Annotated in this window: 26 protein-coding genes, 1 other RNA gene and 4 pseudogenes; 20 read left to right on the top strand and 11 right to left on the bottom strand. The window is 35.2% G+C overall.

Features of this window, described 5'->3' with window-relative positions; translation table 11 throughout:
- Positions 1-10: 10 nt before the first annotated feature.
- Positions 11-347: a transfer-messenger RNA gene (gene ssrA / locus ABWU69_RS05540) on the bottom strand.
- 292 nt (positions 348-639) lie between these two features.
- Between ssrA and ABWU69_RS05535 the strand changes: the two are divergent.
- Positions 640-1,574: pseudogene (locus ABWU69_RS05535) on the top strand (transposase).
- A gap of 33 nt (positions 1,575-1,607) precedes the next feature.
- Here ABWU69_RS05535 and ABWU69_RS05530 read toward each other — a convergent pair.
- From ABWU69_RS05530 to ABWU69_RS05520, 3 genes are read right to left on the bottom strand one after another with little or no spacing between them, the layout of a single operon-like run.
- On the bottom strand, positions 1,608-1,739 hold the full coding sequence (locus ABWU69_RS05530; RefSeq protein WP_353285052.1) for an IS3 family transposase: 132 nt from the start codon (positions 1,737-1,739) through the stop codon (positions 1,608-1,610).
- A gap of 15 nt (positions 1,740-1,754) precedes the next feature.
- The gene (locus tag ABWU69_RS05525; RefSeq protein WP_353285051.1) at positions 1,755-1,931 is read right to left on the bottom strand and encodes a DDE-type integrase/transposase/recombinase; all 177 of its coding nucleotides are present in this window, start codon (positions 1,929-1,931) and stop codon (positions 1,755-1,757) included.
- A 21-nt stretch (positions 1,932-1,952) separates the two neighbouring features.
- Positions 1,953-2,159, bottom strand: a complete 207-nt coding sequence (locus ABWU69_RS05520; RefSeq protein ID WP_265034531.1) for a hypothetical protein — start codon at positions 2,157-2,159, stop codon at positions 1,953-1,955.
- A gap of 175 nt (positions 2,160-2,334) precedes the next feature.
- On the opposite strand from ABWU69_RS05520, the pseudogene ABWU69_RS05515 reads away from it, so the two are divergent.
- Together ABWU69_RS05515 and ABWU69_RS05510 are read left to right on the top strand one after the other, a co-directional pair.
- Positions 2,335-3,116 (top strand): annotated as a pseudogene (locus ABWU69_RS05515) (IS982 family transposase).
- A 582-nt stretch (positions 3,117-3,698) separates the two neighbouring features.
- The gene (locus ABWU69_RS05510) at positions 3,699-4,169 is read left to right on the top strand and encodes a transposase (protein WP_265034530.1); all 471 of its coding nucleotides are present in this window, start codon (positions 3,699-3,701) and stop codon (positions 4,167-4,169) included.
- 2 nt (positions 4,170-4,171) lie between these two features.
- Here the strand turns inward: ABWU69_RS05510 and ABWU69_RS05505 are convergent, their stop codons facing one another.
- The 3 genes from ABWU69_RS05505 to ABWU69_RS05495 all read right to left on the bottom strand — a co-directional run bounded on the left by ABWU69_RS05505 (position 4,172) and on the right by ABWU69_RS05495 (position 8,590).
- Positions 4,172-4,300 (bottom strand): hypothetical protein, encoded by a 129-nt coding sequence (locus ABWU69_RS05505; protein WP_265034529.1) that lies wholly within the window; start codon positions 4,298-4,300, stop codon positions 4,172-4,174.
- A gap of 143 nt (positions 4,301-4,443) precedes the next feature.
- Positions 4,444-4,956, bottom strand: a complete 513-nt coding sequence (locus ABWU69_RS05500) for a hypothetical protein (protein ID WP_265034528.1) — start codon at positions 4,954-4,956, stop codon at positions 4,444-4,446.
- A 205-nt stretch (positions 4,957-5,161) separates the two neighbouring features.
- Entirely contained in the window at positions 5,162-8,590 is a 3,429-nt protein-coding gene (locus tag ABWU69_RS05495; protein WP_353285050.1) for an AIR synthase-related protein, read from the bottom strand.
- 91 nt (positions 8,591-8,681) lie between these two features.
- On the opposite strand from ABWU69_RS05495, the gene ABWU69_RS05490 reads away from it, so the two are divergent.
- The 5 genes from ABWU69_RS05490 (at position 8,682) to ABWU69_RS05470 (ending at position 12,438) form a co-directional block, all read left to right on the top strand.
- On the top strand, positions 8,682-11,603 hold the full coding sequence (locus tag ABWU69_RS05490) for a WPE palindromic element domain-containing protein (RefSeq protein ID WP_353285437.1): 2,922 nt from the start codon (positions 8,682-8,684) through the stop codon (positions 11,601-11,603).
- A gap of 181 nt (positions 11,604-11,784) precedes the next feature.
- A complete protein-coding gene (locus ABWU69_RS05485) occupies positions 11,785-11,916 on the top strand; it encodes a hypothetical protein (RefSeq protein WP_410541702.1) in 132 nt (43 codons plus the stop codon).
- A gap of 4 nt (positions 11,917-11,920) precedes the next feature.
- On the top strand, positions 11,921-12,082 hold the full coding sequence (locus tag ABWU69_RS05480) for a hypothetical protein (protein WP_265034526.1): 162 nt from the start codon (positions 11,921-11,923) through the stop codon (positions 12,080-12,082).
- A 31-nt stretch (positions 12,083-12,113) separates the two neighbouring features.
- Complete coding sequence (locus ABWU69_RS08080) at positions 12,114-12,245, top strand: hypothetical protein (protein WP_410541703.1); 132 nt, start codon at positions 12,114-12,116, stop codon at positions 12,243-12,245.
- Between the two features lie 4 nt (positions 12,246-12,249).
- A complete protein-coding gene (locus ABWU69_RS05470) occupies positions 12,250-12,438 on the top strand; it encodes a hypothetical protein (RefSeq protein WP_265035613.1) in 189 nt (62 codons plus the stop codon).
- A gap of 489 nt (positions 12,439-12,927) precedes the next feature.
- Here ABWU69_RS05470 and ispD read toward each other — a convergent pair whose 3' ends face one another.
- Positions 12,928-14,139: a 2-C-methyl-D-erythritol 4-phosphate cytidylyltransferase gene (ispD, locus tag ABWU69_RS05465; protein WP_353285049.1), complete on the bottom strand. Its 1,212-nt coding sequence runs from the start codon at positions 14,137-14,139 to the stop codon at positions 12,928-12,930.
- 86 nt (positions 14,140-14,225) lie between these two features.
- On the opposite strand from ispD, the gene ABWU69_RS05460 reads away from it, so the two are divergent.
- The 8 genes from ABWU69_RS05460 (at position 14,226) to ABWU69_RS05425 (ending at position 20,786) form a co-directional block, all read left to right on the top strand.
- On the top strand, positions 14,226-15,122 hold the full coding sequence (locus tag ABWU69_RS05460) for an alpha/beta hydrolase (RefSeq protein ID WP_265026003.1): 897 nt from the start codon (positions 14,226-14,228) through the stop codon (positions 15,120-15,122).
- Positions 15,123-15,171: 49 nt separating this feature from the next.
- Complete coding sequence (locus tag ABWU69_RS05455; protein ID WP_265034521.1) at positions 15,172-16,236, top strand: AI-2E family transporter; 1,065 nt, start codon at positions 15,172-15,174, stop codon at positions 16,234-16,236.
- A 129-nt stretch (positions 16,237-16,365) separates the two neighbouring features.
- On the top strand, positions 16,366-17,001 hold the full coding sequence (locus tag ABWU69_RS05450; RefSeq protein ID WP_265026005.1) for a DnaA ATPase domain-containing protein: 636 nt from the start codon (positions 16,366-16,368) through the stop codon (positions 16,999-17,001).
- 205 nt (positions 17,002-17,206) lie between these two features.
- Positions 17,207-17,377: a hypothetical protein gene (locus ABWU69_RS05445; RefSeq protein ID WP_006279319.1), complete on the top strand. Its 171-nt coding sequence runs from the start codon at positions 17,207-17,209 to the stop codon at positions 17,375-17,377.
- Entirely contained in the window at positions 17,367-18,353 is a 987-nt protein-coding gene (locus ABWU69_RS05440; protein ID WP_265026006.1) for a tyrosine recombinase, read from the top strand. The genes ABWU69_RS05445 and ABWU69_RS05440 overlap by 11 nt, the downstream gene beginning before the upstream one ends.
- 244 nt (positions 18,354-18,597) lie before the next feature.
- Positions 18,598-19,134: a lysophospholipid acyltransferase family protein gene (locus tag ABWU69_RS05435; protein ID WP_353285435.1), complete on the top strand. Its 537-nt coding sequence runs from the start codon at positions 18,598-18,600 to the stop codon at positions 19,132-19,134.
- A gap of 51 nt (positions 19,135-19,185) precedes the next feature.
- A complete protein-coding gene (rpsT, locus tag ABWU69_RS05430) occupies positions 19,186-19,455 on the top strand; it encodes a 30S ribosomal protein S20 (RefSeq protein WP_012673338.1) in 270 nt (89 codons plus the stop codon).
- Positions 19,456-19,535: 80 nt separating this feature from the next.
- Positions 19,536-20,786: a citrate synthase gene (locus ABWU69_RS05425; protein ID WP_265035684.1), complete on the top strand. Its 1,251-nt coding sequence runs from the start codon at positions 19,536-19,538 to the stop codon at positions 20,784-20,786.
- A 16-nt stretch (positions 20,787-20,802) separates the two neighbouring features.
- On the opposite strand, the gene ABWU69_RS05420 is transcribed toward ABWU69_RS05425, so the two are convergent.
- Together ABWU69_RS05420 and ABWU69_RS05415 are read right to left on the bottom strand one after the other, a co-directional pair.
- Entirely contained in the window at positions 20,803-20,937 is a 135-nt protein-coding gene (locus ABWU69_RS05420; protein WP_265026009.1) for a hypothetical protein, read from the bottom strand.
- A gap of 37 nt (positions 20,938-20,974) precedes the next feature.
- Positions 20,975-21,136 (bottom strand): hypothetical protein, encoded by a 162-nt coding sequence (locus tag ABWU69_RS05415; protein WP_353285048.1) that lies wholly within the window; start codon positions 21,134-21,136, stop codon positions 20,975-20,977.
- Positions 21,137-21,216: 80 nt separating this feature from the next.
- On the opposite strand from ABWU69_RS05415, the pseudogene ABWU69_RS05410 reads away from it, so the two are divergent.
- The 4 genes and pseudogenes from ABWU69_RS05410 to ABWU69_RS05395 all read left to right on the top strand — a co-directional run.
- A pseudogene (locus ABWU69_RS05410) lies at positions 21,217-21,607 on the top strand (transposase); the annotation flags it as partial.
- A pseudogene (locus ABWU69_RS05405) lies at positions 21,607-22,245 on the top strand (Rpn family recombination-promoting nuclease/putative transposase); the annotation flags it as partial. The pseudogenes ABWU69_RS05410 and ABWU69_RS05405, both read left to right, overlap by 1 nt.
- A gap of 145 nt (positions 22,246-22,390) precedes the next feature.
- A complete protein-coding gene (locus tag ABWU69_RS05400; RefSeq protein WP_064085789.1) occupies positions 22,391-22,705 on the top strand; it encodes a GIY-YIG nuclease family protein in 315 nt (104 codons plus the stop codon).
- Positions 22,687-22,848 (top strand): hypothetical protein, encoded by a 162-nt coding sequence (locus tag ABWU69_RS05395; RefSeq protein WP_265034518.1) that lies wholly within the window; start codon positions 22,687-22,689, stop codon positions 22,846-22,848. Before ABWU69_RS05400 ends, ABWU69_RS05395 begins: the two co-directional genes overlap by 19 nt.
- Here the strand turns inward: ABWU69_RS05395 and ABWU69_RS05390 are convergent.
- Positions 22,845-24,092 carry an IscS subfamily cysteine desulfurase gene (locus ABWU69_RS05390; RefSeq protein ID WP_265034517.1) on the bottom strand — a complete coding sequence of 416 codons (1,248 nt, stop codon included), beginning with the start codon at positions 24,090-24,092 and terminating at the stop codon, positions 22,845-22,847. The two genes, ABWU69_RS05395 and ABWU69_RS05390, sit on opposite strands and share 4 nt — an antisense overlap.
- Positions 24,093-24,508 lie beyond the last annotated feature (416 nt).

Genomic DNA, 24,508 nt, shown 5'->3' with positions numbered 1-24,508 from the left:
TACGTAAATTTTGGGGGAACTTCTGTTACCCGGCGTTCCCTAAACCGTGCTTATAGCAATGAAGTTATAGTGCTTAAATTAAGCAGCTATTGCAACATCGTCTTCAGCAGCAAAATTATCGTTTGCATTTAAATTATGAACTCTTAGCGGTGGTGTCTAACCGAGCAAAGCTACCATCTTTACTATGCATGTCGATCCTTATTCGCCCCCATATAAATTAAAAAACATGGTGGAGGCGCCGAGTACTGCCCTCGGGTCCAATACACCTATTACAAGGTAATTTTATTGCTATAGTACACAAAATATACATAGCTATTATATAGCAACATTAAATAAATGTCAAGATATTATGACCTTAAGTTGATTTATTGCTAAAACAAAATTAAGATTTCCAGTAAAAAATTCTGTGACCTTACCCAGAAGGTATGAATTAGGTATTGCTTGGTTGGAAGCAAGAGAAGATAATCACTTCTCAGAGTGGATAGGTGGCAGGTTGGCACTTTTTCTGAGTGTTCTTGTATAAAGTATATGAAAGAAGACCTCGTTACTCAGATTCTGCCACCGGTGAGGCTCACAAAATGTGATGACCTCGTATAGGAGTTTGGACCAACCAGTACTCTGATATATTGAAATGTGCAATTGGAGGAAAAATATGCGTCACATAGGCATTATACCAATAGTTTTACTGTTTGTTACTTGCAAGAAGGAAAATCGGAGTATATTCAAACGTTTCGCTTAAAAGACTTAAATAATTTTATCAGAAATCTTCAAGAAACAGATGAAATAGCTAACAGGCAATAGCTGTTTTTTTTATGACGCAGTGTCACCTTATGTTAAGAGCGTGGTCTCCTGGACAGTTTGAAGTTGTTCGTCGCTCTGTGAACAAAACGGACAAGCACGATGCGCGAGCTATTGCTTTTTTTCTAAGCAAAGGTATGTTGCCTGAAGCAAAGCAAACAATGCAAGCAGTTAGCTTCTCTTCTTCAAACAAGAGACCAGTTACGGGTATCTTTAATCAATAAAATGCATGGTCTTTTTAATTACCATGGGATAAAAATTAAAAAGGAAGCACTTACAACTAAGGTGGGTGCTATTGGAAAGTATACTTGGGATCCTTTAGAAAAGGTTGAAATTGAAGTAATTAGCTATCATTTGGAAGCTATTCGGGAAAGTCTTAAAAAACTTGAGAAGGAAATTATAGCTTTTGCCGAACAGCTTCCTGAACCTTATCAGCATAAAAGGAATTGGCCCAATTTCTGCAGCTATTTTTATTGCAACAATTGGAGACATTAATGATTTTCATAGGCCTGAGAAACTTACTGCATATTTTGGAATTGTGCCACAAATCTAATCAACAGTGCACGATCGGAACAAACGTGATATTCTTTAGTGCAGTGTACTTGGGTTGCTATACGCTTATCTGAACAGCTTATGTAAAAAAAAAGCGTGGTTCTACTAAGGCTATTATTGCTACTGCCAGGAAATTTCTTACAACTATTTTCTATACTCTTAAAAATGACTGGGTTTTTAAAGATTTCACAAAATTTGAATTTTTTATTGGACAACAATCATAGGAGAAAAAGTGAAGAGAAAGTTAAGAAAATTTTTTACAAAAAGAACGATGAATCAAAATGTTCAGGAATGCAATAGTGAATAGTAGAATGACGTCGTTGTTTGTTATAAAAAATTTCTATGTATTCAAATATGGCAGTTCTAGTTTGTTGAGCGAGAAGTATCAATAAGCAGCTCCCTTTTTAGTGAGCTTTTCTGCAACAATAACAACAACCTTTATGACTCATGCTAGATACAATATTCTTTATACCCAGTAGATATTGATAATTCTTTGAAGTATATTGTGAGCCTTGATCGCTATGTAACAGTAGATTTTCAGGGGGTTTGCGTTTGTTAACAGCCATAAGCAAAGAATTCACAATTAATTATTGTATTACTCATTAACTACCATGCGTGAGAATTATTGCTGCCAACAGCCTCCCTTGGTTTTTATGTAAGTAATCCCACACTTTATTTGGCTGATCAGTAGTGAATTTTTGATCCAATATGTTCGGAGCTATAACTCTATTGTCTGTTTGCCGTTTTTTAACCTTAAACCTTCGTCTAAGTTGGGCTTGAATACCATTTTCCTGCATAACACTTTGCACTGTTTTGATGTTATAATTTTTGCCTAAAGCTTTTATGTATTTTAGACGCTAACTATGGATTAGAAAAATAGTAAGAGAGGAGGGAAAAAGAGGGTAAACTCCAGTATTTTAGCGATAATATGAGGTTACCCAATGAATAAGAATATAACACTGTTTTGTAGATGATTATTGTAAAATAATAGATGAAAATTTTGCAAGCAGACTACTGCCAAGTGGCAAAAAACCTACCAGAGTGCCAGAAATAACGTATTCTGAAATTATAACAATAATTCTACTATATCAGCAATCTAGATATGAAAATTTTAAATCATTTTATCAATACTATCTAAAGTTATTACATAAGTCAGACTTTTCAACACTGCCTTCATATGATAGGTTCATTGCGTTAAAGCCGCGAGTTTTATGGTATTTAGCGATTCTGCTGCAATGGTTAAGCAAAAGAGACAGTATATCGATTCAACACCTATCGCAACATGTTATAGGAAACGAATCTCAAAAAACAAAGTTTTTTCCGGAATTGCTGAAATAGGAAAAAGCACTTATGGTTGGTTTTATGGTTTCAAATTACATATGGTAATCAATGAAAAAGGTAAGGGGTTACTTTGACAAAAGGTAATGTTGACGATAGGAAACCAGTTCCAGACCTGACTAAAAAATTAGCGGGTTTATTATTTGGAGATAAAGGCTATATTAAAAAAGATCTATTTTTTTGATAGAAATCTCAAGCTTGTGACCAAGATAAAAAAAGGTATGAAAAATGTATTAATCTCGCTAAATGAGAAGATTTTTCTGAGAAAAAGATCTATCATTGAAACCGTCTTTGGTTACCTAAAAAACAGATTAGATATCCGCCATAGATCTCCTATTAATTTTTTAGTTCACATTTTTTCCACCCTTATTTCATATTCTTTAAAACGGAAAAAACCTCCTATTTCCAACACTTTCTTCATCAGCTAATCCATAGTTAGCGTCTTGACTACTTGGATCCAGAAAAATTGATTGTGCACTATACAACATTTTCGATCAAAAGCTGGATTCCAGTGTCAAGCACTGGAATGACACCACCTGCCACGTAAATTGCCCGCAAATTGCAATGTTCGTACAGTTATGTGTCACGCACTGGGATGACAAAAAAAGGAGCTACTCGGATGACACCACTTTTGCTTCAATATTTGCGATGCTCCTGAACAGACAATGGCGTCAACTTAAGGGAAAATATCAGTGATTGTGTGTAAAATTTCTCTCTAAATTTTTTATCATTAAATTATCCAAAGAGTGCAAGAAACAGCACTTTTGTTTCTATTTTATTTCAACAAAAAAGTTTAAAATGTGTCCTTTTTAGACGAGACGTGCAGAAAGGAAAAAATCTTATTTTACAAATTAAAAATACAATATACTCAAAAACTTTTCAGAAAATCCATAGGAGGGTTTGCTAATGAAGGCTCTTAAGTTGACGCCATTGCCTGAACAGATACCAGCAAAGAAAATAGCAAAGATAGAGAGTATCGCGGCTATAAACAAGTAAGAAAATTGCACATAATGTTGAGCAAACAAGTCATAGCTACAAAATACAGTAATGGCGTTTACTCTGATCACTATGGAGCATTGGGGAAATTTGATGTTAAATATGCTATAAAAGCACTATATGCAGATAGGGCATATGATAGAAAAAAGCTCTATAAGCTGTGTAATCAATATGGCATAAAAACGAAAATTCCTCCGAAAAACAACGCAGCAGAGCATCCAAAATTGGATTATATGCTTGATAGAAATGCCGCTATTCAGTTAATGAAATTACATGGTGAGAATGGTATAAAAAGATGGAAAGAAGAAGTAAATTACGGAAAAAGATCGTATATTGAAGAATTTTTCTCAAGGTTGAAGCGAATATTTGGGTTTAGTTTTAAGAATAAATCTGAGACAAATAGAGAGAAGGAACTACTTATTAAATGCTACTTAATGAACAAATTTACTGCAATTGGTATGCCTAAATTTGAAATAGTCGCATAAAATTATTTACTCTGGAAAAAACTTACGTTGCTATGCAACAAAGCCATCCCAGTGTCGGCTACTTTCATGACACCACTTACTACGCAAATTACCTGCAAATTGCAATGTTCGTACAGCTGTGTGTCAAGCACTGGGGTGACATCTTACTGGTGGACTCAAATTGCAATGTTTGTACAGTTGTGGGTTTAGGCTACCTATAAATTCTAAACTGTTGTTACGTATTAGGACCACCAACCCAGGACCCAAAGTCAGTTTAGCTATATCAGAAAACAGGTTATGTGGAAATCTTAAAATACTTCTTGTTCGCCAAGCAAAATAAATACATTCCTATAAACAAGCAGATGCTCAATACTGACACATAAGAAAACTTAAAAATTAAATCTCTAATATATATTGATAAGCATTTACCTGCAGAAAATTTGTATAGTAATCCAACACATACAACGGCACTATCAACAACTGATGCTATAATTAAAGTAATGAAATTTGCCATATGAAAATTCAACTTGGACTTCAATTTTTCAAAAATAATTATGCTTGAGAGAAGAGAGACTAAAATTGCAGTATATGAAATCAATATCATCAAATTAAAACTTTGCCATTTAAAAACACAACATAGCGCTGTACACACTATTAAGTTGTATGTAGCTTTGCTTCTGCCATAAAATTCAACCATTGAATTTACAACTAAAGCAGCTCCCACAAATAAGGCAGCACATACCATCAATTTATTTGAAGTGTTGAGTAAAGAAAGACTGATAAGCAAGAGTATCGATAAAATAGACATAATTACCTACCCAAAATTAATAACATACATTCATTCTAAATAAACATTACATATAGTAAAAGAGTTATTTAGCATAATAAGAAAAATATTTTAAACTGACATGCTATAGCTAAGGTTTCCCTACATCATACCACCGCGGTATCTCTAGATCCCGCTAACAAGCAGCGGGATGACGAGTTTGTCGTTTATCAAATCGTCTGTAAACCTAAGTCACTTTAGCTATATAATAACTATTTCCCAAATCTTTCAGATCTACTTTTAAAACATCCTTTATGTTTAGCACCTTTTTCTCTGTTACTTTGCCAATACATGAATAAACCGCACCTTTAAACAATTCTTCAAACCTCTTCTGGCTTTGTGGTGCAATAGTAACCAAAATTCTACTTTGCGATTCAGAAAACATTATTATCTTGTTTATTATGTCTGTATTTTGTATTTTTCCTATTGGCACTAGTGAAAGATCGATTTCAGCACCAAGGTCTCCTGCAATTAGCGATTTTGCCAGAGCAATAATTAATCCGCCCAAGTTTGGTGCAATTGCAGAGGCAATTATGCCATCTTTTATTGCCTGGTTGTAACATTCATACAACTTTCTAGCACTTTGTGCATCAACTTTTGGTACGTTGTCATTACCTATTCCACTATATAACTGATATTCAGATCTACCAAGCTCATCGTGGGTTGTACCAAGCACATATATCAAGTCCCCCGGCATTTTCACATCAAGCGATACCGCACTTTCAATATTCTCTATAACTCCAATTGCTGAGATGAGTAATGAAGGTGGTGCAGATATCATCACTTTCTCGCCATTTTCGTCATATCCCTTAAAGTCGTTAAACATACTATCTTTTCCGGATATGAATGGTGTTTTAAATGCAGTTGCAAAGTCGTAACAAGCCTCTGCAGCTCTCTTTAGTTGCCACAGCCTTTCTGGATTATAAGCATCACACCAGCAAAAATTGTCGAGCAACGCTAGATGATTTATATTTCCTCCTGCGGCTACATAGTTGCGTATCGCGGTGTCAATTGCACATGCTGCCATGTGGTAGGTGTCAATTTCTCCATAACTCGAGCCAAACCCCTGTGATTTCACAACACCTTTGTTTGAAGAAAAGATTGGCCTTGAAACAATAGCTTCACTGCACACTCTTCCCTTGCCCTGCAATGGTTTTAGCACTGACGATCCTTGAACTTCATGGTCATATTGCACCACTATGAACTCTTTGCTGCATATGTTTGGTCTGCTCAGCATTTTTTTTAATGCAAAGGTGTCATTCCAGTGCTTGACACTGGAATCCATTTCACATTCAATTCCACCGTTGGATGGGTTTTTGCATAAAATGTTTGCAGGCTCAGCCTGCTGGATCCCAGTGTCAAGCACTGGGATGACAGGGAAGAGTGTTGGGATGACAGGAGAGGGTTCCGGAATGACAGCAGGCTCCTTAGACCACGGCTTTGTCTGTAAATGCACTTTGGGATTACCATCATGCAGAAATTCAGTTTCGATGTCCATTGTTACTGTCCCTTCAGGACATTTAACAACAGCTTTACCACTCTCATTAAACTCTCCAATTATACAAACCTCCACATCATGTTTTTTCATGATTTGCTTAAACATAGGAAGATTTTCTTCTGGCACTGCTAAGGTCATTCTCTCTTGTGATTCTGATATCCATATTTCCCACGGAGCCATACCATCGTTTTTAAGGAGAACCTTGCTCAAATCAACTTCAAATCCGTCTTTTCCCATTTCACCAATAGACGATGATAGACCGCCTGCTCCATTATCCGTTATTGCATTATAAAGATCAAGATCTCTTGCTTCCAAGGCGGCATTGGATAATTTTTTTTGTGTTATAGGGTCACCAATTTGCACAATTGTTGAAGGGCTGTTTCCCGACAATGCCTCTGAAGAAAATGTCGCACCGTGAATTCCATCTCTTCCAACTCTTCCACCAATAATTACAATTTTATCGCCGTTTTTAGGTCCTTTTATGTGTGAAGGTGCATTATTTATACTGCGCGGAATAATTCCGACACTTCCAACAAAGACCAGCGGCTTCCCACAAAATCTATCGTCAAAATATACCGATCCAAGTTGTGTTGGAATACCAGAGCAATTACCAGCAACATTAACGCCATGAATCACTTCTTTCATTATATATTTCGGCGGTAAGATCTCATCAGTGCGCTCTTTATCCCTATAAAATTTGCCTTTTGCTTCTTTGGCAAAGCAAAAGTAATAGGTATTCATTATAGGTTCCGCGCCTTTCCCGAAACCCACTATATCACGATTAACTCCAAGCACTCCGGTCATTGCTCCACCAAATGGATCAAGAGCTGAAGGGCTATTGTGAGTTTCAACTTTATCTACAATCAAGTAATCGTCATCAAAAATTATTCCCCCTGCGTTGTCGGAGAAAACTGACACGCATATGTCAGAATTTATCTCACGCGTTGCACGCTTAATATAATGAGCATATAGACCGTCTTTTATTTCATCAATAGGAGAGCAAAAAATATTGTGTTTACAATGTTCGGACCAAGTTTGTGCTAGGGACTCAAGTTCAATATCATATGGATTTCTATTAAGTTTTTTAAAGTAATCCTTTATAGCTTTCATTGCTGCCAGAGAGAGCCCTAAAGTACCATTGCCATCGATTCCATCTTTGCTGATCTTTTCAAGCTCTTGGTCACTTACATTGAGGTCAACAGACTTAGCCCCATTACTACTTGATGTCATCCCAGTACTCTCTTTTGTCATCCCAGCCCCTTCTTTTGTCATTCCAGTGCTTGACACTGGAATCCAGTTTTCATTATACAATTGCTTGAAGTTTCCTGGATCCCAGTGTATGGGCACTGGGATGACATCCTTTGGATTGAGGTCAACAGACTTAGCCCCATTACTACCTGATGTCATCCCAGCTCTCTCTCCTGTCATCCCAGTGCTTGACACTGGGATCCATTCTTTTTTTTCCTGGTCACGCGCTGGAATGACACCGGAGTGGGTATCTCCAGCTCTCCCTTCTGTCATTCCTGTTTCCCCCTCTGTCATTCCAGTGCTTGACACTGGAATCCAGTTTTCATTATACAATTGCTTGAAATTTTCTGGATCCCAGTGTCTGGGCACTGGGATGACACCTTTTAATTTACCGTAATGCCTCCAATAGCAATTGCCGTTTTCTTTATAAACAAGAATGCAATACTCAGTGATAGGGTTGAATTCTTGTTTTATATCATCTTCAGTTGGCAAATTCCCTTGCCCTAGAATCAATTTTGAACTTCTTGCTTTTATACAAACATTTTCATCAATGTAGTTCTTGTTTATTAAATATTCTCTAACAATTTGTTTCACTGTGTTGCCTACATTATCGGTCATGCCAGGTAAAAAGCTTATCTCCAAGCCCCACTTTGCTTGTGGCTCTATAAAATCATATTGAACTTCTTCAAGGTTTTTATTGTAGGAATAATAACGGCAGTCTTGTATGACTTTATTATAAAATAGCCTGCAAATTTCTTCATATAATTTGGGTGGTAATCCTTTGCGTATGTAAATCGAGTAAACGTTGACTAACCATCTGCGGCCAACTTGCTCACATTTATTTAAAACTTCTATTCTAATGTTTGTCATATAAAAGATTTTAATATATAATAGCATACAAGCACATTTATATTTTAAATAATTTCTATACAATAAAATATTGTATTAATTGTTACTGTTAGTGGGAAGAGTTTTTACTGTTAATGTGGATGAATCTCTTTTTGATGTGCTGGTTCAGCACATATTTTCTGAATATGAAAGAGAAAAAATTCCTGAAGTAAAGATCATACTTCCTTGCAAGAGGGATGTGATAGCGCTGCTGAGTGCATTCAAGAATCATAACGCTAAAAAATGCATAATTTTGCCAGAGATAGTTTCGCTAGAGAACATCGATGAGGAGGATTTAATATTAAATCTTGATAGAGTTAAAGTTATCAATCCAACAAAGAGGACGCTGCTACTCATTCAATTCATATTGGAGTGGAATAGAAAAAATAATGATAATTTCCCCATTGATTTAGCTTATAGCCTGCCATCATTGCTTGATAAAATTCAATCTACCCAAACAACGGATTGTTATCAATTCGATGAACATTCAAAAAAAATAGAGAATTTCATAAGCTTACTCATTGAGAGTTGGAATAAAATTTTAAAAGATTTAGGAGTAGTAGATATATTAGAACATAAGAGTGATTACATAAACAATATGATAATCTCTTTACAAAAAGACCAACATATAATCTTTGTTGGAATTGGAAAGGATAAGTCGTTAATTAAGGCTATATATGACCTGCCGTTTGGAAAAATAATTTTGCCTAATCTGAATTTGAAAATTAAAGAGAAAGATTGGCAATCACTTGATAAAAAACATTATCAATATTGCCTGAAAGATCTGCTCGATTATTTAAAAGTGGATAGAAGGGATGTGAGTTTTCTGCCAGAAGCGTGTTCTGGTGTCATCCCAGTGCTCCGACACTGGGATCCAGAAAACTTAACTTTAAATGAGCGCACCAGGTGGCTGTATAATGAAAACTGGATCCCAGTGTCAAGCACTGGGATGACAGAAGAAAGGGCTGGGATAACAGGAAGTCCTGAGGAATATCTAGATTACGTCTTTGATACAACTGCCGATCTAAGCAAAGTTAGTAATGGACATATTGGCAATATTGAAGTCATCACTTGTGATTCCAGAGAGGAAGAAGCACAAGTGACATCATTAATTATAGAGAATGAAGGTTATGAAAACGTTTCTTTGGTTGTCTTTGATAAATTACTTGCAGCTCGTATAGCATGTTTATCAAGGCAACACAGTGCCATACCGGAAAATTATCCTTATATAATGCTTCTGCTTTATAGTATCGAAGTTTTGACCTCAAATTGGAGCAGTGTGTCATTACTTTCGCTCCTTAAACATAGGCTAGTGACTTTTGGTTACACTCAAGAAGAGTACTCTCGGATTTTATCTGAATTTGAAATAGAGATATTACGCAACTTTAGTACAAATGGCCTGAGCGATATTATAAATGCTATCAATGCCCATAAAAAGCTAAAATATAAAGAGAATATATTGCTTATTATCAATAGGTTAGAGGTTATATTTAATCTTTTATTTAATTCTATAAATTGCCCTATTTCTGATGTGGTGGCAACTCATTTGCAGTGTATTAATATGCTATCTGGTATAAATTTTTCAGAGCTAAATAGTGAAATAGGTAATTTTACCTGTAATTTCTCAAATGCATGTGAGGGTATAGAAATTAAGTGCTCCTTAGAGTTATATAGCCAAATTCTGACTTTATTTTTAGAGAAAGAGTTTTTCTCTGTAGCAAGTGACTTGAATAAATTCAGCTTATATCACAACAAAGTTGTAATACTTGCTGGATTTAATGAAGCGCCAAGCTTTCAAAGTCCGCTTTTGAATGCACTTACGAGAGAAAAATTTAATCTTCCTTCTGCGCAAGAAGAGCAGGGGTATTTTTTTTATACTTTACACAATTTGTTTTGCGCAAGTAAGGTTTATATTACAAGATCGCTAAGCCATAGAAAACCAATTCTATTGCAGCGTTTGGAAATTCTGCTCAAGGAGGGGAAACAGCCGTATCGTGATTGGCTGAGGGTATTAAATACGCCTGAATGTACTGTTCCATGTACTCAACCTATGCCAAAACCTCAAACCGAAGTTAGAAAAGAAAAAATGCAGGTGATGTCTTGCAGTGCAATAGAAAAGCTAATTCGTAATCCTTATTCATTTTACGTTGAATATATACTGGGCCTTAAACAATTAAGAGACTTGAATTTTAAGCCATCGATATTGGAATTTGGCACTATGGTACACAACATTCTTGCAAGATATTTACGCAACAAAAAATCGCTGATGAGCATTGCACGAGAAGCATTCTCGACTAGTCAGTTTAATTTTTCAAATATGTGGTGGGTAAGACTACAGAGGGTGATTCAATCTTTTGTCGAATTTGATGAGACTCGAAGCAACCATATTGAGCTAGAAAAGAGCTTTTCCTGTCCGATATTCCATATTCCAGCGCGTGACACACAACTGTACGGATGCTGTACAACCTCCACTAAGAAGGGTGTCATCCCAGTGCCCAGACACTGGGATCCAGAAAACTTCAAACAATTGTATAATGGAAACTGGATTCCAGTGTCAAGCACTGGAATGACAAAAGAAAGGGCTTGGATGACAAATAGGCCACAAGAAATTTCACTGACAGCAAGATGTGATAGAGTTGAGTATCTACCAAGTGGGCAAGTAGCAATTATAGACTATAAGCTTGGTTCACCACCTTCCAATGAAGAAGTGATGTCGGGGTTTTTTCCGCAATTAATTTTACAAGCCTTAGCGGTAGAGTATGTGACCGGAAGGGAAGTCTCAGAACTTGCTTATTGGAAACTTGATTATGATAAAATAAAAGTTATTTCTATACAAAATTATAGATACAAAATGCAAGAATTAAAAAATGATCTGCCTGGTTTTTTATCTAATTATTTAAGTAATTCCACACCCTTTATTGCCTCTCCATATTTTGATAAATTCCTGAGATTTAACAGCTATAAACAGCTAGAAAGGGTAGGGGAGTGGTTGTAAATGGTGTCATGTAAGTAGCTGACACTGGTTCACTCTATAATGGTGTCATCCCAGTGCCCAGAGGTGTCATCTCAGTGCTCCTTTTTTTGTCATCCCAGTGCCCAGACACTGGGATCCAGAAGACTTGATTCTAACCAAGTGGCTGCATAATAAAGACTGGATGCCAGTGTCAGCTACTTGCATGACAGCAGTCCTACGTCATGCCGCCGCGAACCGTCATACCGCCGCGGTATCTCAGCCGCTAACAAGCAGCGGGATGACAGCAGTCCTACGTCATACCGTCACAGTATCTCTAGATCCCGCTAACACGTAGCGGGATGACGATTGTCAGGCTAGCTGTCATCCCAGTTTGGAATCCAGGAAAAAGAATGGTGTCATCCCAGTGCCCAGAGGTGTCATCTCAGTGCTCCTTTTTTTGTCATCCCAGTGCCCAGACACTGGGATCCAGAAGACTTGATTCTAACCAAGTGGCTGCATAATAAAGACTGGATGCCAGTGTCAGCTACTTGCATGACAGCAGTCCTACGTCATGCTGCCACGAACCGTCATACCGCCGCGGTATCTCAGCCGCTAACAAGTAGCGGGATGACAGCAGTCCTACGTCATACCGTCACAGTATCTCTAGATCCCGCTAACACGTAGCGGGATGACGATTGTCAGGCTAGCTGTCATCCCAGTTTGGAATCCAGGAAAAAGAATGGTGTCATCCCAGTGCCCAGACACTGGGATCCAGGAAAGTTTGCTTGTAAACAAGAAAACTAGCATAGAAAGTGGTTACAACGTTTTCGATGAGATTATATGGAAAACTGGATTCCAGTGTCAAGCACTGGAATGACATCACAGGGGCACTGGAATGACACCTCTCTTGGGCTCTTTTAGCTATAAACATTAAGAAATTTACCAAATGAAAAAAAAGGCAAAAGAAGCCCTAGTCATTGTCTATTTTCAGTATTGGCGTTTTTTAAAGTCTTAAACACTGCAATTTAGCTGCTTTTAAATGCAACTCACCTTAGTTTAAATGTTTAAGAAATTTACTAAGCAGAAAAAAAGGCAAAAGAAATCCCGTGTTAGCTAGTTGTCACTCTCTAATCCTGCAAATTGGCGTACTATACTGTCTTAAACGACTTATAAGCGCGTTTCAGCTTATATAGGTAAAAACCTAGAAATATTGTGAAGACATAAGGTGCACATAGTGCAAAAAATTAAAAATAAGACGCCAACTACGTTGTTTTCTTGCTGTTTAATCTGCACAGATGAAGATAACTGAATACCTTCAGTTTCATGATAAGGGGGCTGGCGGAGGGTGTCAAGCAAGTTTTTGTTTCTATTTCCAATAAAAGTTTGTATGCAATAACACAGAAGCATATGCTGCTATTCCTTCATTTCTTCCAATAGAACCTAATTTTTCTGCAGTGGTTGCTTTGATATTTACAAATTCATCATCAATTTCTAATGCTTTTGATATGAATTTCTTCATTTCTACTTTGTAAGGCGATATTTTAGGCTCCTCACAAACTATAGTAATATCTAAATTAGACACGCTGTACCCTTTTTCCTGTGCTTTTTTAGCAGCAAAGTCAAGAAAGTGAGATGAATTGCAATCTTTCCATTCAGAGGAACTAGGAGGGAAATGTTCTCCTATGTCGCCACATCCCAGTGCTCCGAGTATTGCATCAACGATTGCATGTATTGCAACATCACCATCGGAATGTGCTTCTATTGCCATGTTGTGCTCAATTTTCACACCGCAAATTTTTATAAAGCTCTCAGCACCATTTTGAACTTTAATGAACTTATGTATATCATAACCAGTTCCGACACGAAATTTTGGCTCTTCAAAAAGAAGCTTTGCCATATTGATATCCTCTTTTGTGGTTAACTTAAAATTGCTTTTCTCACCTTTAATAATTGCAACATGTTTTTTGTGCTCTACCATTAGTGATGAATCGTCAGTAAATTCTTTGTCTGATTGATGGCACGATAATAATTCTTTGAAATTAAAAATTTGAGGAGTTTGTATGGCTCTGAGTTTTCCTCTTGAAATCGTAGATTCAACGAAATTATTACCCACCAATGACATAGTATCTTCAACTTCTATTGCTGGAACTACTCCTGTATATTGATCATTAATCATGAATTGAGCCAAGTTATCTATCAGAACATTTGACACAAAAGGCCTACAAGCATCGTGTATAACTACAAAATCTGGGTTAATTTTTTGTAAGCTTTCAAGCCCTAGTTTAACTGAACTTTGCCTACTTTCTCCTCCGTATACAGGGCTTAGTAATTTAGTGTCTGTAATTAGTGATATAGCTTTCTCATAGAAATTTTCATGATCTCTATTAATTGCTATTCTTATGTAATCTATATATTGGTTAGTCAGAAATCTTTTAATTGTATGAAATAAAACAGATTTACCTGCCAGTTTTGTATACTGCTTAGGAATCGTAGAATTGCATCTACTGCCTACTCCCGCTGCAACTATTAATGCTGCTATTTTGTATTTCTTAAGTCTGTTAGTGTGCATATTTATCATTTTCAGCGTAAGTGTATAGTAACAGGTTATTTACATTTTTAAAAAAAGAGTGTATTATATTAATTAAGATATAATACGATGCTAGAATGCACATTACTAAGTGTAATAAAGAAAATGAGATACACCTTATATTCTTTCATGGAATAGGGGATAACTATAAAAGTGCTCACAATTATGTACAAGGTTTAAATGGATCAAATAATAGCCATGCACATAAATATCCAAGAGCATTTCAGAACTACATAACTTATGCTGCAGTTAGCTTTTTATTCCTCGTGGCATCTGTATCAGCGCCCATTGCAATATTACTACTTATAAGCCCCATAACAGCTGGAGTAGTTGGTTTAGCAAGCTTAGCTGCTCTAACTTGCATTTTTTTATCCGTGGTGCTTATTTTTATTCCCTTTATAAATAGAGATCAAAGTTTGCTTAAGCCCTCGATAGAAAAAATCAATGAATTAATGGACAAGGGTGTGAGGCCTGAAAATATTATACTTTTTGGCCATTCCTTTGGAGGAGCAGTTGCATCGGCAGTTTTGAAACACTTTGCAGACAAAAACGTTAAACTTGGAGGTGTTATTTTTACTAGCACTTTCAGCTCTTTTCATACAGCAATAGGGCATTTTCCGATCCCTCAAGCAAAAATTTTAAGTATGTTGCCCTCATCCATTTTTAAAAAATTGCTAAAGGCTTTAGATCTAGATTTTGATCTAGTGAACGATATACGAAAGTTGCGAGATGAGGGAAAATTGAATATGCCAATAATAGTTATTAATAGCGAAGGAGATGACTTAATACCGCAACCTGCACAATTGGCACATGCAATAGAAAATGATAAATTGATATGTGAAAAATTTATCAAAACTGTTAATTTGCAAAAATCTAGAGACAGTTCACATAACGAAGTTTTATTCAGTCAAGAATTGGGTGAAAATTTTACTGATCTAATACTTAATAAAATTGATAAAACAATGAATAGATAGTATTTACAATAAACTGTATATTTTTCAGTAAATTAGTTATGCTAAACCCATGCAAAAACGCCATATAACTATTTGTTTTATACTGCTTTTTATAATAGGGATGTTATTCCTGATGCGTCCTATGATTTTTCCATGTTTAATATCTATTGTTATTGCATATTTGTTTAATCCGCTAGTAGTCAAGTTTGAAAAGTATAGAATACCGCGTTTATGTTCTGTAATTTTTATAATACTTGTTTTATTAATAGCTTTTATACTAGTTATAACATATGTTTTACCTATTATATATGTTCAAATTACCTCAATATTAAATTTCTTAGTGAGTAAAGTGCCTTCATTAAAGCTTAAAGTAATCCCCTCTGTATTAGAATTTCTTAATATAAAAATCGAGGATAGCTTATTTGATCACTTATCTAAAAATCTAGCAGAAAATTACAGCGACTATGTATCTTATTTCATGAATGCTCTTGATATTGCTAGTAACTTTATAATCCAAGTGTTAAGTTCAAGCTTTAACACGGTATCATTAATGGTGATTACTCCTGTAGTGTTTTTCTATATATTACGTGATTGGCCTTTAATTATAGAAAAAGCTAATAAATTAATTCCTATTCCTTATAGAGAAAAAGTTGCAAATTATTTTTCCAAAGTGGATTTCATCATATCTAATTATTTAAAGGGGCAGGTAAATGTATGTATTGTCATGATGGTCTTTTATTCTGTGAGCCTGAGCATAATCGGATTGGAACACTCTATTGTTATTGGAATTTTATCAGGAATGTTAACGTTCATACCTTACGTAGGGCCATTATTATATACCATTATTGGGTTTTTGAGCGCTATTACTCAATTTAGTGGATGGTTTGAAAGTGCTGCTGTTTTGCTATTATTTGGTGTTGGACAATTAATAGATTCAAACATATTAGTTCCTTTATTAATAGGAAAAAAAGTTCATATACATCCAACTGTAATTATTCTGGGAATTACTATATGCGCTTCATATTTTGGATTTACAGGTATATTACTTTTTATTCCAATAATAGCAATGTTCAATGTATCAGTAGAATATGCAATCAATAAATATTTTAAAAGTGAGCTTTATAAAAACGGCTAACAGACCTTTTGCATAATCAATTTATGGTAAGAGGAGAAATGAGCCCAGAATACCTGAGATATTTGAGGAGCGTAAGTAAATTTCTGCGCAAAAATTACTACCAGAAAGAGGTTACGTAAGAGGTTTAACGTGCAATTAAATTTATTTAACAACAATCAAGCTGATTATAGTCGGCAAAATTACATCATCTTAGATGAAAATAAGCACGTATATAATTCGGTAGTTAATGATTTATCTTGGAAATGTCTGATTCTTTTTGGACCTAAAAGCTCCGGTAAAACTCATCTTGCTCATATTTGGCAGTCAATAAACGATGCAATTTTTATCAATGTGAATAACTTTGTAAGCGAGATTAGGTATAGCGATGCTTTTATTTTAGAAGACGTACAAAACATTAAAGATGAAGCAATGTTATTACATTGTTACAATTACATGAAAGAAAGTGACAAGAGGCTGCTAATCACTTCTTCAATTTCACCAAAAAAGCTTAACTTCAAACTAAGAGATTTAAGCTCTCGAATATTGTCAACTATCAGCGTAAAAATTTTGCCTGCAAGCGAGGAATTATTAAGAATTATGCTAATAAAACGATTTTCAGATAAACAGTTAAAAATTGATTTAAAAGTGATTAATTATATTTTAGCAAGAATAGAACGTTCTTTCTATAGCATTGATAAAATTATAGAGAAGATAGATAATGAATCTATAGGGTCAAATGTGACCGTTCCTTTTATTAGCACTTTATTAAAAAAAGATGCCATTTGATTTCTTCCTTTGTAAAGGTATATATTAAAAATTTATTAATACCCATAACACTAACGTAATTGAAATCTCTATCTGTCCATGTTAGAATTATAATAAATGTTATGTTATAATAAATATAGATAGATACAGCTAAGAAGTATTCTATATTTATAGTAGAGCTCACTTTATAAGGTGTTTTTTATAGATTTAACGTTATAATTTAACTATGATAAGAGTAAGATTAAATTTAAGAAAAAGGTTAAAGCAAAAGTTTGTGATGTTCACTCTATTGATAAATGCTTTATTTGTCTCATATTTTCTCATAAGAAACACAGGGAACACTTCTAATCAAATTATAGCCAAAGAAATAAATATAGGAGCTGATAATGAAAAATAAACAGTCGCAAAATAAAAAAGAAAATCTTTACATAACATATTACATAGATGCTTTGGCTTCAGAGAGGTCCGCTACACAAAATACTCTGGAAAGTTATCGTTCGGATTTACACCAGTTTGAAGAATTTTTATTAGAAAGCAGCACTACCTTGGTTGGTGTAAACAAAACCAATATTAAAGATTATGTGAAATCTCTATGTACACAAAAAAAATATAAAAGTAGCTCTATATCAAGAAAAATATCCGCTATGAAAAATTTCTACAAGTGTCTATTTAATGACGGAATAATAGATTTTAATCCAGCGCCGGCTAATGATGCTGAATTAAAGAATCCAAAAGTTTCTCGTCCTTTGCCTAAGTATTTAAGTGTCGAAGAAATATTTTTGCTAATGGACACAGTGAGAAAATCAGCAAGCGAATCGAATAAAGAGATAAGCAGTAAAAGGCTATGTGCGATTTTAGATATCCTTTACTCTTCTGGAATGCGTGTTTCTGAACTAATTAATATGAAGTTATATGAAGTGTCACATTTAATAAACAGTAATAACAAAGAATGCTATATAATAATAAAAGGAAAAAGTGGTAGAGAGAGGCAAATTCTTTTTAATGAACAAGCATTGCAGAGCCTTAGAAATTATTTATCAGTTCGTGACAATCTGATCCCTAACGGAAAGGAATCCGATTGGCTATTCCCAGGTGATAAACCTAATAAACCAATTACAAGGCAGAGGGTCGGTCAATTAATGAAGGAGTTAGCAAGAAAATGCAATATTGATGAAAATAAGATCTCTCCACACGTGATTAGGCATTCTTTTGCTACCCATCTACTGGATAGCGGAGCAAATATTGTGTTGATACAGAAAGTTCTTGGCCATACTAACCTTTCTACAACACAAATATATACTCATATTGCTAACGAAAAGTTAAAGGACAAATTAGCTGATTCGCATCCTATTACTCAGATGATCAATAATTAAACTCATTGCTTTTAATTTGTAGTAAAGTTAAATTTAAATAAATTTATGTGAGTTTGTGATTTCAAGTTTATTGTTTAACTTCTTCCTTATATTATGGGAAGTATTCTATACTTTAATTACTCTCCCTGTAATTTTCTTTCCTGAGTGTGTAATAACCATTTTCCTCGTCTGCTCGGTGAGAGTTGTATTGTTCATGCTGCGTTTATTATGTGGCATTAAATATGAAGTGAGGGGAATGGAAAACATTCCTAAGCAACCTTTTATAATTGCATCCAAACACCAATCTCCATTTGAAACATTTATTTTTATACTACTATTTAGAAAAGCGGTTTTTATTTTAAAACGTGAATTGAAATGGATTCCATTCATTGGTTTGCACCTCATAGCGCTGAAAATGATTTTTATTAACCGTTCAGATGGTATCAGTTCTATACGCCATATAATCAAACTAGCAAAAATGCGTATAAAAGAAAATAGAAGCATAATAATATTTCCTGAAGGTACAAGAACGACTATAAACCAAAATATAAAATATCAACCAGGTATTGCTGCTTTATATAGCGTATTATCTGTTCCTGTGTTACCGGTTGCTTTAAACACTGGTTTGTTTTGGCCAAAAAGCATACTTTCTCTGAGAAAGAATCCCGGAAAAGCAGTAATAGAAATATTGCCCCCAATATATCCTGGGTTAAACAAAAATGAATTCTTGCAAAGTTTAGAAAAAATTATTGAAGAGAGAAGCAGTAGATTAACCATAGAAAAAACTGATATTGCAAATTAACAAAAAAACTTTATAATTAAAAGAAAAGTATAGTATTTTAGGTATTAATATATGGCAAATCATAAGAGTGCTAAAAAAATGATAAAGGTAATAGCAAAGCGCACTTTAATAAATAAGATGCGGAAAAGTAAAACTCGCACCTCTATTAGAAAATTGGTTGATATAATCAAGTCTGGCGACAAAGAAAATGTTGTTCTGGCATTTCGGAATGCTGAATCTAATTTACACAAGTGTGTAAATAAAGGTGTTATTCATAGGAATACTGCTGCGCGTAAAATAAGTCGCTTAAATGCAAAAGTAAAAGCATTGATGACCGCTTAATACGGTTAATGTAAAGTTAACTGTATTAATATATACTCTTCAGTTTGTATATTCTGTATAAAATTTAAGTAGCTTAAGTGATGGATAAAAAAGTGCTATTAGAACTAAGTAATGGATTAAAAATCGAGCTACCTGTATTAAGTGGAACAATAGGTCCTGACGTGTTAAATATCAAGGATTTATATAAGACGACAGGATTATTCACTTATGATCCGGGGTTTGTTTCTACAGCTTCATGCTCTTCCACAGTTACATTCATTGATGGAGATGAAGGAGTTCTTAAATATAGGGGACATGATATAGCTGATTTGGCAGAGAATAATAGTTTTACTGCTGTGATTTATTTATTGCTCTATGGTGAATTACCCAGTTCAGAGCAACACAAAAAATTTCTTCTCAAAATACAAAAATTATCCAAAGTATCAGAGCAAGTTACAAATGTAATCAAAGCATTTCCAAAAACTGCTCACCCTATGTCGATTTTAATTGCATGTTTTGCAAGTTTGTCAGCATCTTACCATGAAAAGCATGGCAACAATATCAATGGTGAAGATCTAGATTTTGGAATTTCTGCAATAGCACAAGTTCCTGCAATTGTTGCAATGATTTATAGGCATATCAACAATCAGGAATTCATAAATGCTAACAATGAATTAAGTTACAGTGAAAATTTCTTAAAGATGATATTTGGCGATGCTGTTGATAATGATAAAAGCGCCCTTTTTGCAAAAGCTCTGGATAAAATATTTACTCTCCATGCTGACCATGAGCAAAATGCTTCTACAGCAACTGTCAGACTGGTGGGATCGGCTGGTTCTAATCTGTTTGCAAGCCTCTCTGCAGGAGTTGCTACACTTTGGGGACCAGCACATGGTGGAGCTAATGAGGCAGTTATAAATATGCTAAAAGAGATAGAGCAAAGTGGAGATATAGATAAATTCATCGAAAAAGCTAAAGATGATAAAGATCCATTTAAATTGATGGGATTTGGACATCGTGTTTATAAAAATTATGATCCGCGCGCGCGCATATTGAAAGACGCTTGCCATGAGGTTCTAAGTAAACTAGAACAAAATAATGAATTGCTCAAAATTGCAAAAAAACTTGAAGAAATAGCTTTAAAGGATGAATATTTTATTGTGCGTAAGTTATATCCAAATGTTGATTTTTACTCAGGTATAATAATGAATGCTATCGATATTCCCTCAAATATGTTCACGCCTATTTTTGCACTTGCAAGAACCACTGGTTGGGTTACTCAGTGGTATGAAATGATAAATGATAAAGAAACTAAGATCTGTAGACCAAGGCAACTCTATTTTGGTAAATAAATTTATTTTCACTTCATTAGACTTCTTGCATAACCCAAACTAAGTAGAAAAAAGGTGTCATCTGAGTAGCTGACACTGGAGTAATGCCCTCCTTTGTCATCCCAGTGCCTTGACTACTTGGATCCAGATTGGGCACTAAGTTGGTAAGCATAAAAGTGTTATGTTAAAACACAACGTTCTTGATGGGATTATATGGAAAACTGGATCCCAGTGTCTGGGCACTGGGATGACACCATCTGCCACGCAAATTGCCTGCAAATTGCAATGTTCGTACAGTTGTGGAATGGATCGCGGTATGACGGTTCGTGGCAGCATGACGGTTCGCAGCGGGATGACGATAAGCTCGTCATCCCGCTACTTGTTAGCGGCTAAGAGCTTATCCGCAAACGAAAAAAAGTATAGTATATGAGTTTTAAAAATGGGGTTAGAAATGAGAAAAAAGTATCCTACAGATCTTAGTGAAAGAGAGTGGTCGCTAATAGAGAAACACTTTAGAGTATCATACAAGAAAGGAGGAAGGCTGCTAAAACATAGCAAAAGAGAAGTATTATCGGCAATTTTTTATGTACTACGTACAGGATGTCAATGGCGCTATTTACCGCACGCCATGGAAGACAGTATATGAACAATTTAGGAGGTGGAAAAAGCAAGGAATTTTCGAAAAAATGAACTACGATATCACTAAATATAGTAGGTCAAAAATGGGAAGAAACGAGGAGCCAAGTGCTTGCATAGTAATCTGTAAAAACGACAGAAAAAGGGGGATCAAAGGTTATGATGGGAGTAAAAAAGTAAAAGGTAGAAAAAGGCACATAATCTCGGCTTTGAAAACCGTGCTCAATACTATGCTGCTAAAGCTTACTCAAGGCAAGCTGATAAAGGTGACCAGTATCATAACCTTAAGGAAATTATCTTTATTGCTATAGCAGATTGTGTACTGTTTCCTAATAAATCTGAGTACAAATCAAAGCATACTATTCGAGATGAAGACACTAATGAGCATGATCTAAAAGATTTCTATTTTATATTTATTGAGTTGCCAAAATTTCCAAAGAATAAGGAAGAACAGCTAGAAAGTATAGTGGATCGTTGGTTGTTTTTCTTCAAATATGCAGATGAAACTACGGAAGAAGACTTAAGGAAAATAGCAGAAAAAGCACCAATAATAAAGTTAGCCTACGATGAATTAGACAGGTTTAGCTGGAATGAAAAAGATCTAATAGCGTATGAAGAAAGAATAATGGATCTACGTAAGGAAGAAGCCATCCTTGAATACAGACTTGACCTTGCTGAAGAGAAAGGTATACAAATTGGCGAAGAAAGAGGCATCAAAATCGGTAAAGAGGAAGGAAAAATTGAAGTCGCAAAAGCAATGCTGGCTAATAATGTTGATGTCAACACTATTGTCAAGTTTACTGGCCTTTCTATTAGTGAGATTGAAGAACTAAGTGTGAACGGTTACAGAGTAATTTCAAAGGTATCCGTTCAGCAGAGTGGCAAAATAGGTAGACAAGGTGATCTAAAAAGATAATCATAGAGTAAATGTGAGTTACAATAAATGGTGTCATCCCAGTGCCCAGACACTGGGATCCAGGTTACTATATATGAAAAGTTATTATGTTTATATACTTGCAAGTGAACGAAATGGAACCCTGTATATAGGTATAACATCAAATTTAATCAAACGAATTTGGGAGCATAAAAGCAAAGCCATTTCCGGTTTCACGTCAAAGTACAATGTTAGTAAATTAGTCTACTTTGAGGAGTTTCAAGACATAAATTTAGCAATTAGTAAAGAAAAGCTTCTAAAAAGCTGGCAGAGAAAATGGAAAATAAACTTAATTGAAAAAACAAATCAAGAATGGAAAGATTTATATGATGAAATCGTATCTGGATTCCAGTGTCAAGCACTGGAATGACACCATTTGTTGTGCAAATTACCTTTGCAAACAAATGTTCGTACAGCTGTGTGTCACGCACTTTGCTTCAATATTTGCACATTAGCCACTCCCCTGAACAGATACTTTCAAAGTGCATTTGCAGTTGGAACGGATACATTTAATGAGAGTCCCATTTCACGGTGTTCAAATCTACTCCTTCTTGTACCATCTCCCAAAGTGGGCTCATTTCTCTCAGTCGGCCAACATTTTTAGCAACAAGATCTGCTGCGTACAAAACTTCTTCTTTAGTTGTAAATCGGCCTAGGCCAAATCTAATTGATGAATGCTCAAGGTCATGGCCATTATTTAGCGACCGTACGACATAGGAAGGCTCAAGAGACGCAGACGTGCACGCAGAACCAGAACTTACTGCTAAATCCTTGATTGCCATGATGAGAGACTCACCCTCAACATAGGGAAAGCTCAAGTTTAGGTTGCCAGGAATTCTATTTTCATAATCACCATTTAAAACGATATCAGGAAACGCTTCTTTTATCTTGTTATACAAAATATCCCTTAATTCTTCCACTCTAGTTGTTTCTTTTTTCATTTCTTCTCTAGCAATACGTGCCGCTTCACCAAAACCAACTGCAAGAGGTGTTGGAACTGTTCCAGAACGCATACCTCTTTCTTGTCCACCACCACTAATTAGTGGTATCAGCCTAACACGAGGATTCTTTCTACGGACATATAATGCACCTATTCCCATAGGTCCATAAATTTTGTGGCTAGAGAGACTCATAAGATCAATGCACATCTCATTAACATCAATTGGAACTTTTCCAAAGCTTTGAGCTGCATCTGTGTGGAAAAATATATTATGCTTTCTGCATATTTTACCAATCTCCTTTACAGGCTGAATTACTCCGATTTCATTATTTACCATCATCACTGAAACCAGGATTGTTTTATCAGTAATTGCTTCCTCAAGCTTTAATAAATCTATAATTCCGTTTTGCTTAACAGGCAAATATGTAACTTTAAAGCCTTCATTTTCCAGATGCCGACAAGAATCCAGAACACACTTATGCTCCGTGCAGACAGTTATTATATGATTTCCTTTATTTTTATAAAAGTGAGCAACGCCCTTGATTGCCGTATTATTTGACTCAGTTGCACCTGAGGTAAAGATAATTTCTTTGCTATCTGCGTTCACCAGATCAGCGATATGTTTCCTTGCTTTTTCCACTGCTTCTTCAGCAGTCCAACCAAATGAATGGCTGCGAGAGTGTGCATTACTGAACTCACCAAAGTAAGGTATCATCACCTCTAAAACACGGGGATCTACTTTAGTAGTAGATTGATAATCAAGAAATATTGGTAATTTTATTTTAGCATCATGTATTTTTTTACTTTCAACATTCATAAAGCTACCACAGAGACAAAATTTACAATTATTTTATAGCATTAAAACTTAATTTTTTCAAGATATAATCTTGCATCAACAAACGTTGTCACCAAAGGGATGTGTGTATGACGCTGGTTCACTCTGTGATGGTGTCATGCAAGTAGCTTGACGCTGGAATGGCTTTGTTGCATCGCTAGCTATGATGGATTAAAGATAAAAAAGATGGAGAATATCAGTAGCTTATTATTCTGGTATTTATAACAAGAACGGTCAGTGAATACCTAAATTTGAGTAAAAGAAATTTCACTACCACTCACTAATCCGGCTAAAATTCAAGAATTTCAATGCTTTAGCTATTTTCAATAGAATTAAGTTTATTAATATAAATAATAAATTACTATTCTTAAATTTGATCAGATTGATTGCAAAAAAAC

Origin of the sequence: Wolbachia endosymbiont (group A) of Beris morrisii (assembly GCF_964028185.1) — a bacterium.
Taxonomy (GTDB): Bacteria; Pseudomonadota; Alphaproteobacteria; order Rickettsiales; family Anaplasmataceae; genus Wolbachia.
The sequence above is the reverse complement of the archived record's forward strand: the minus strand, read 5'-3'. Positions and strand labels throughout refer to the sequence as shown.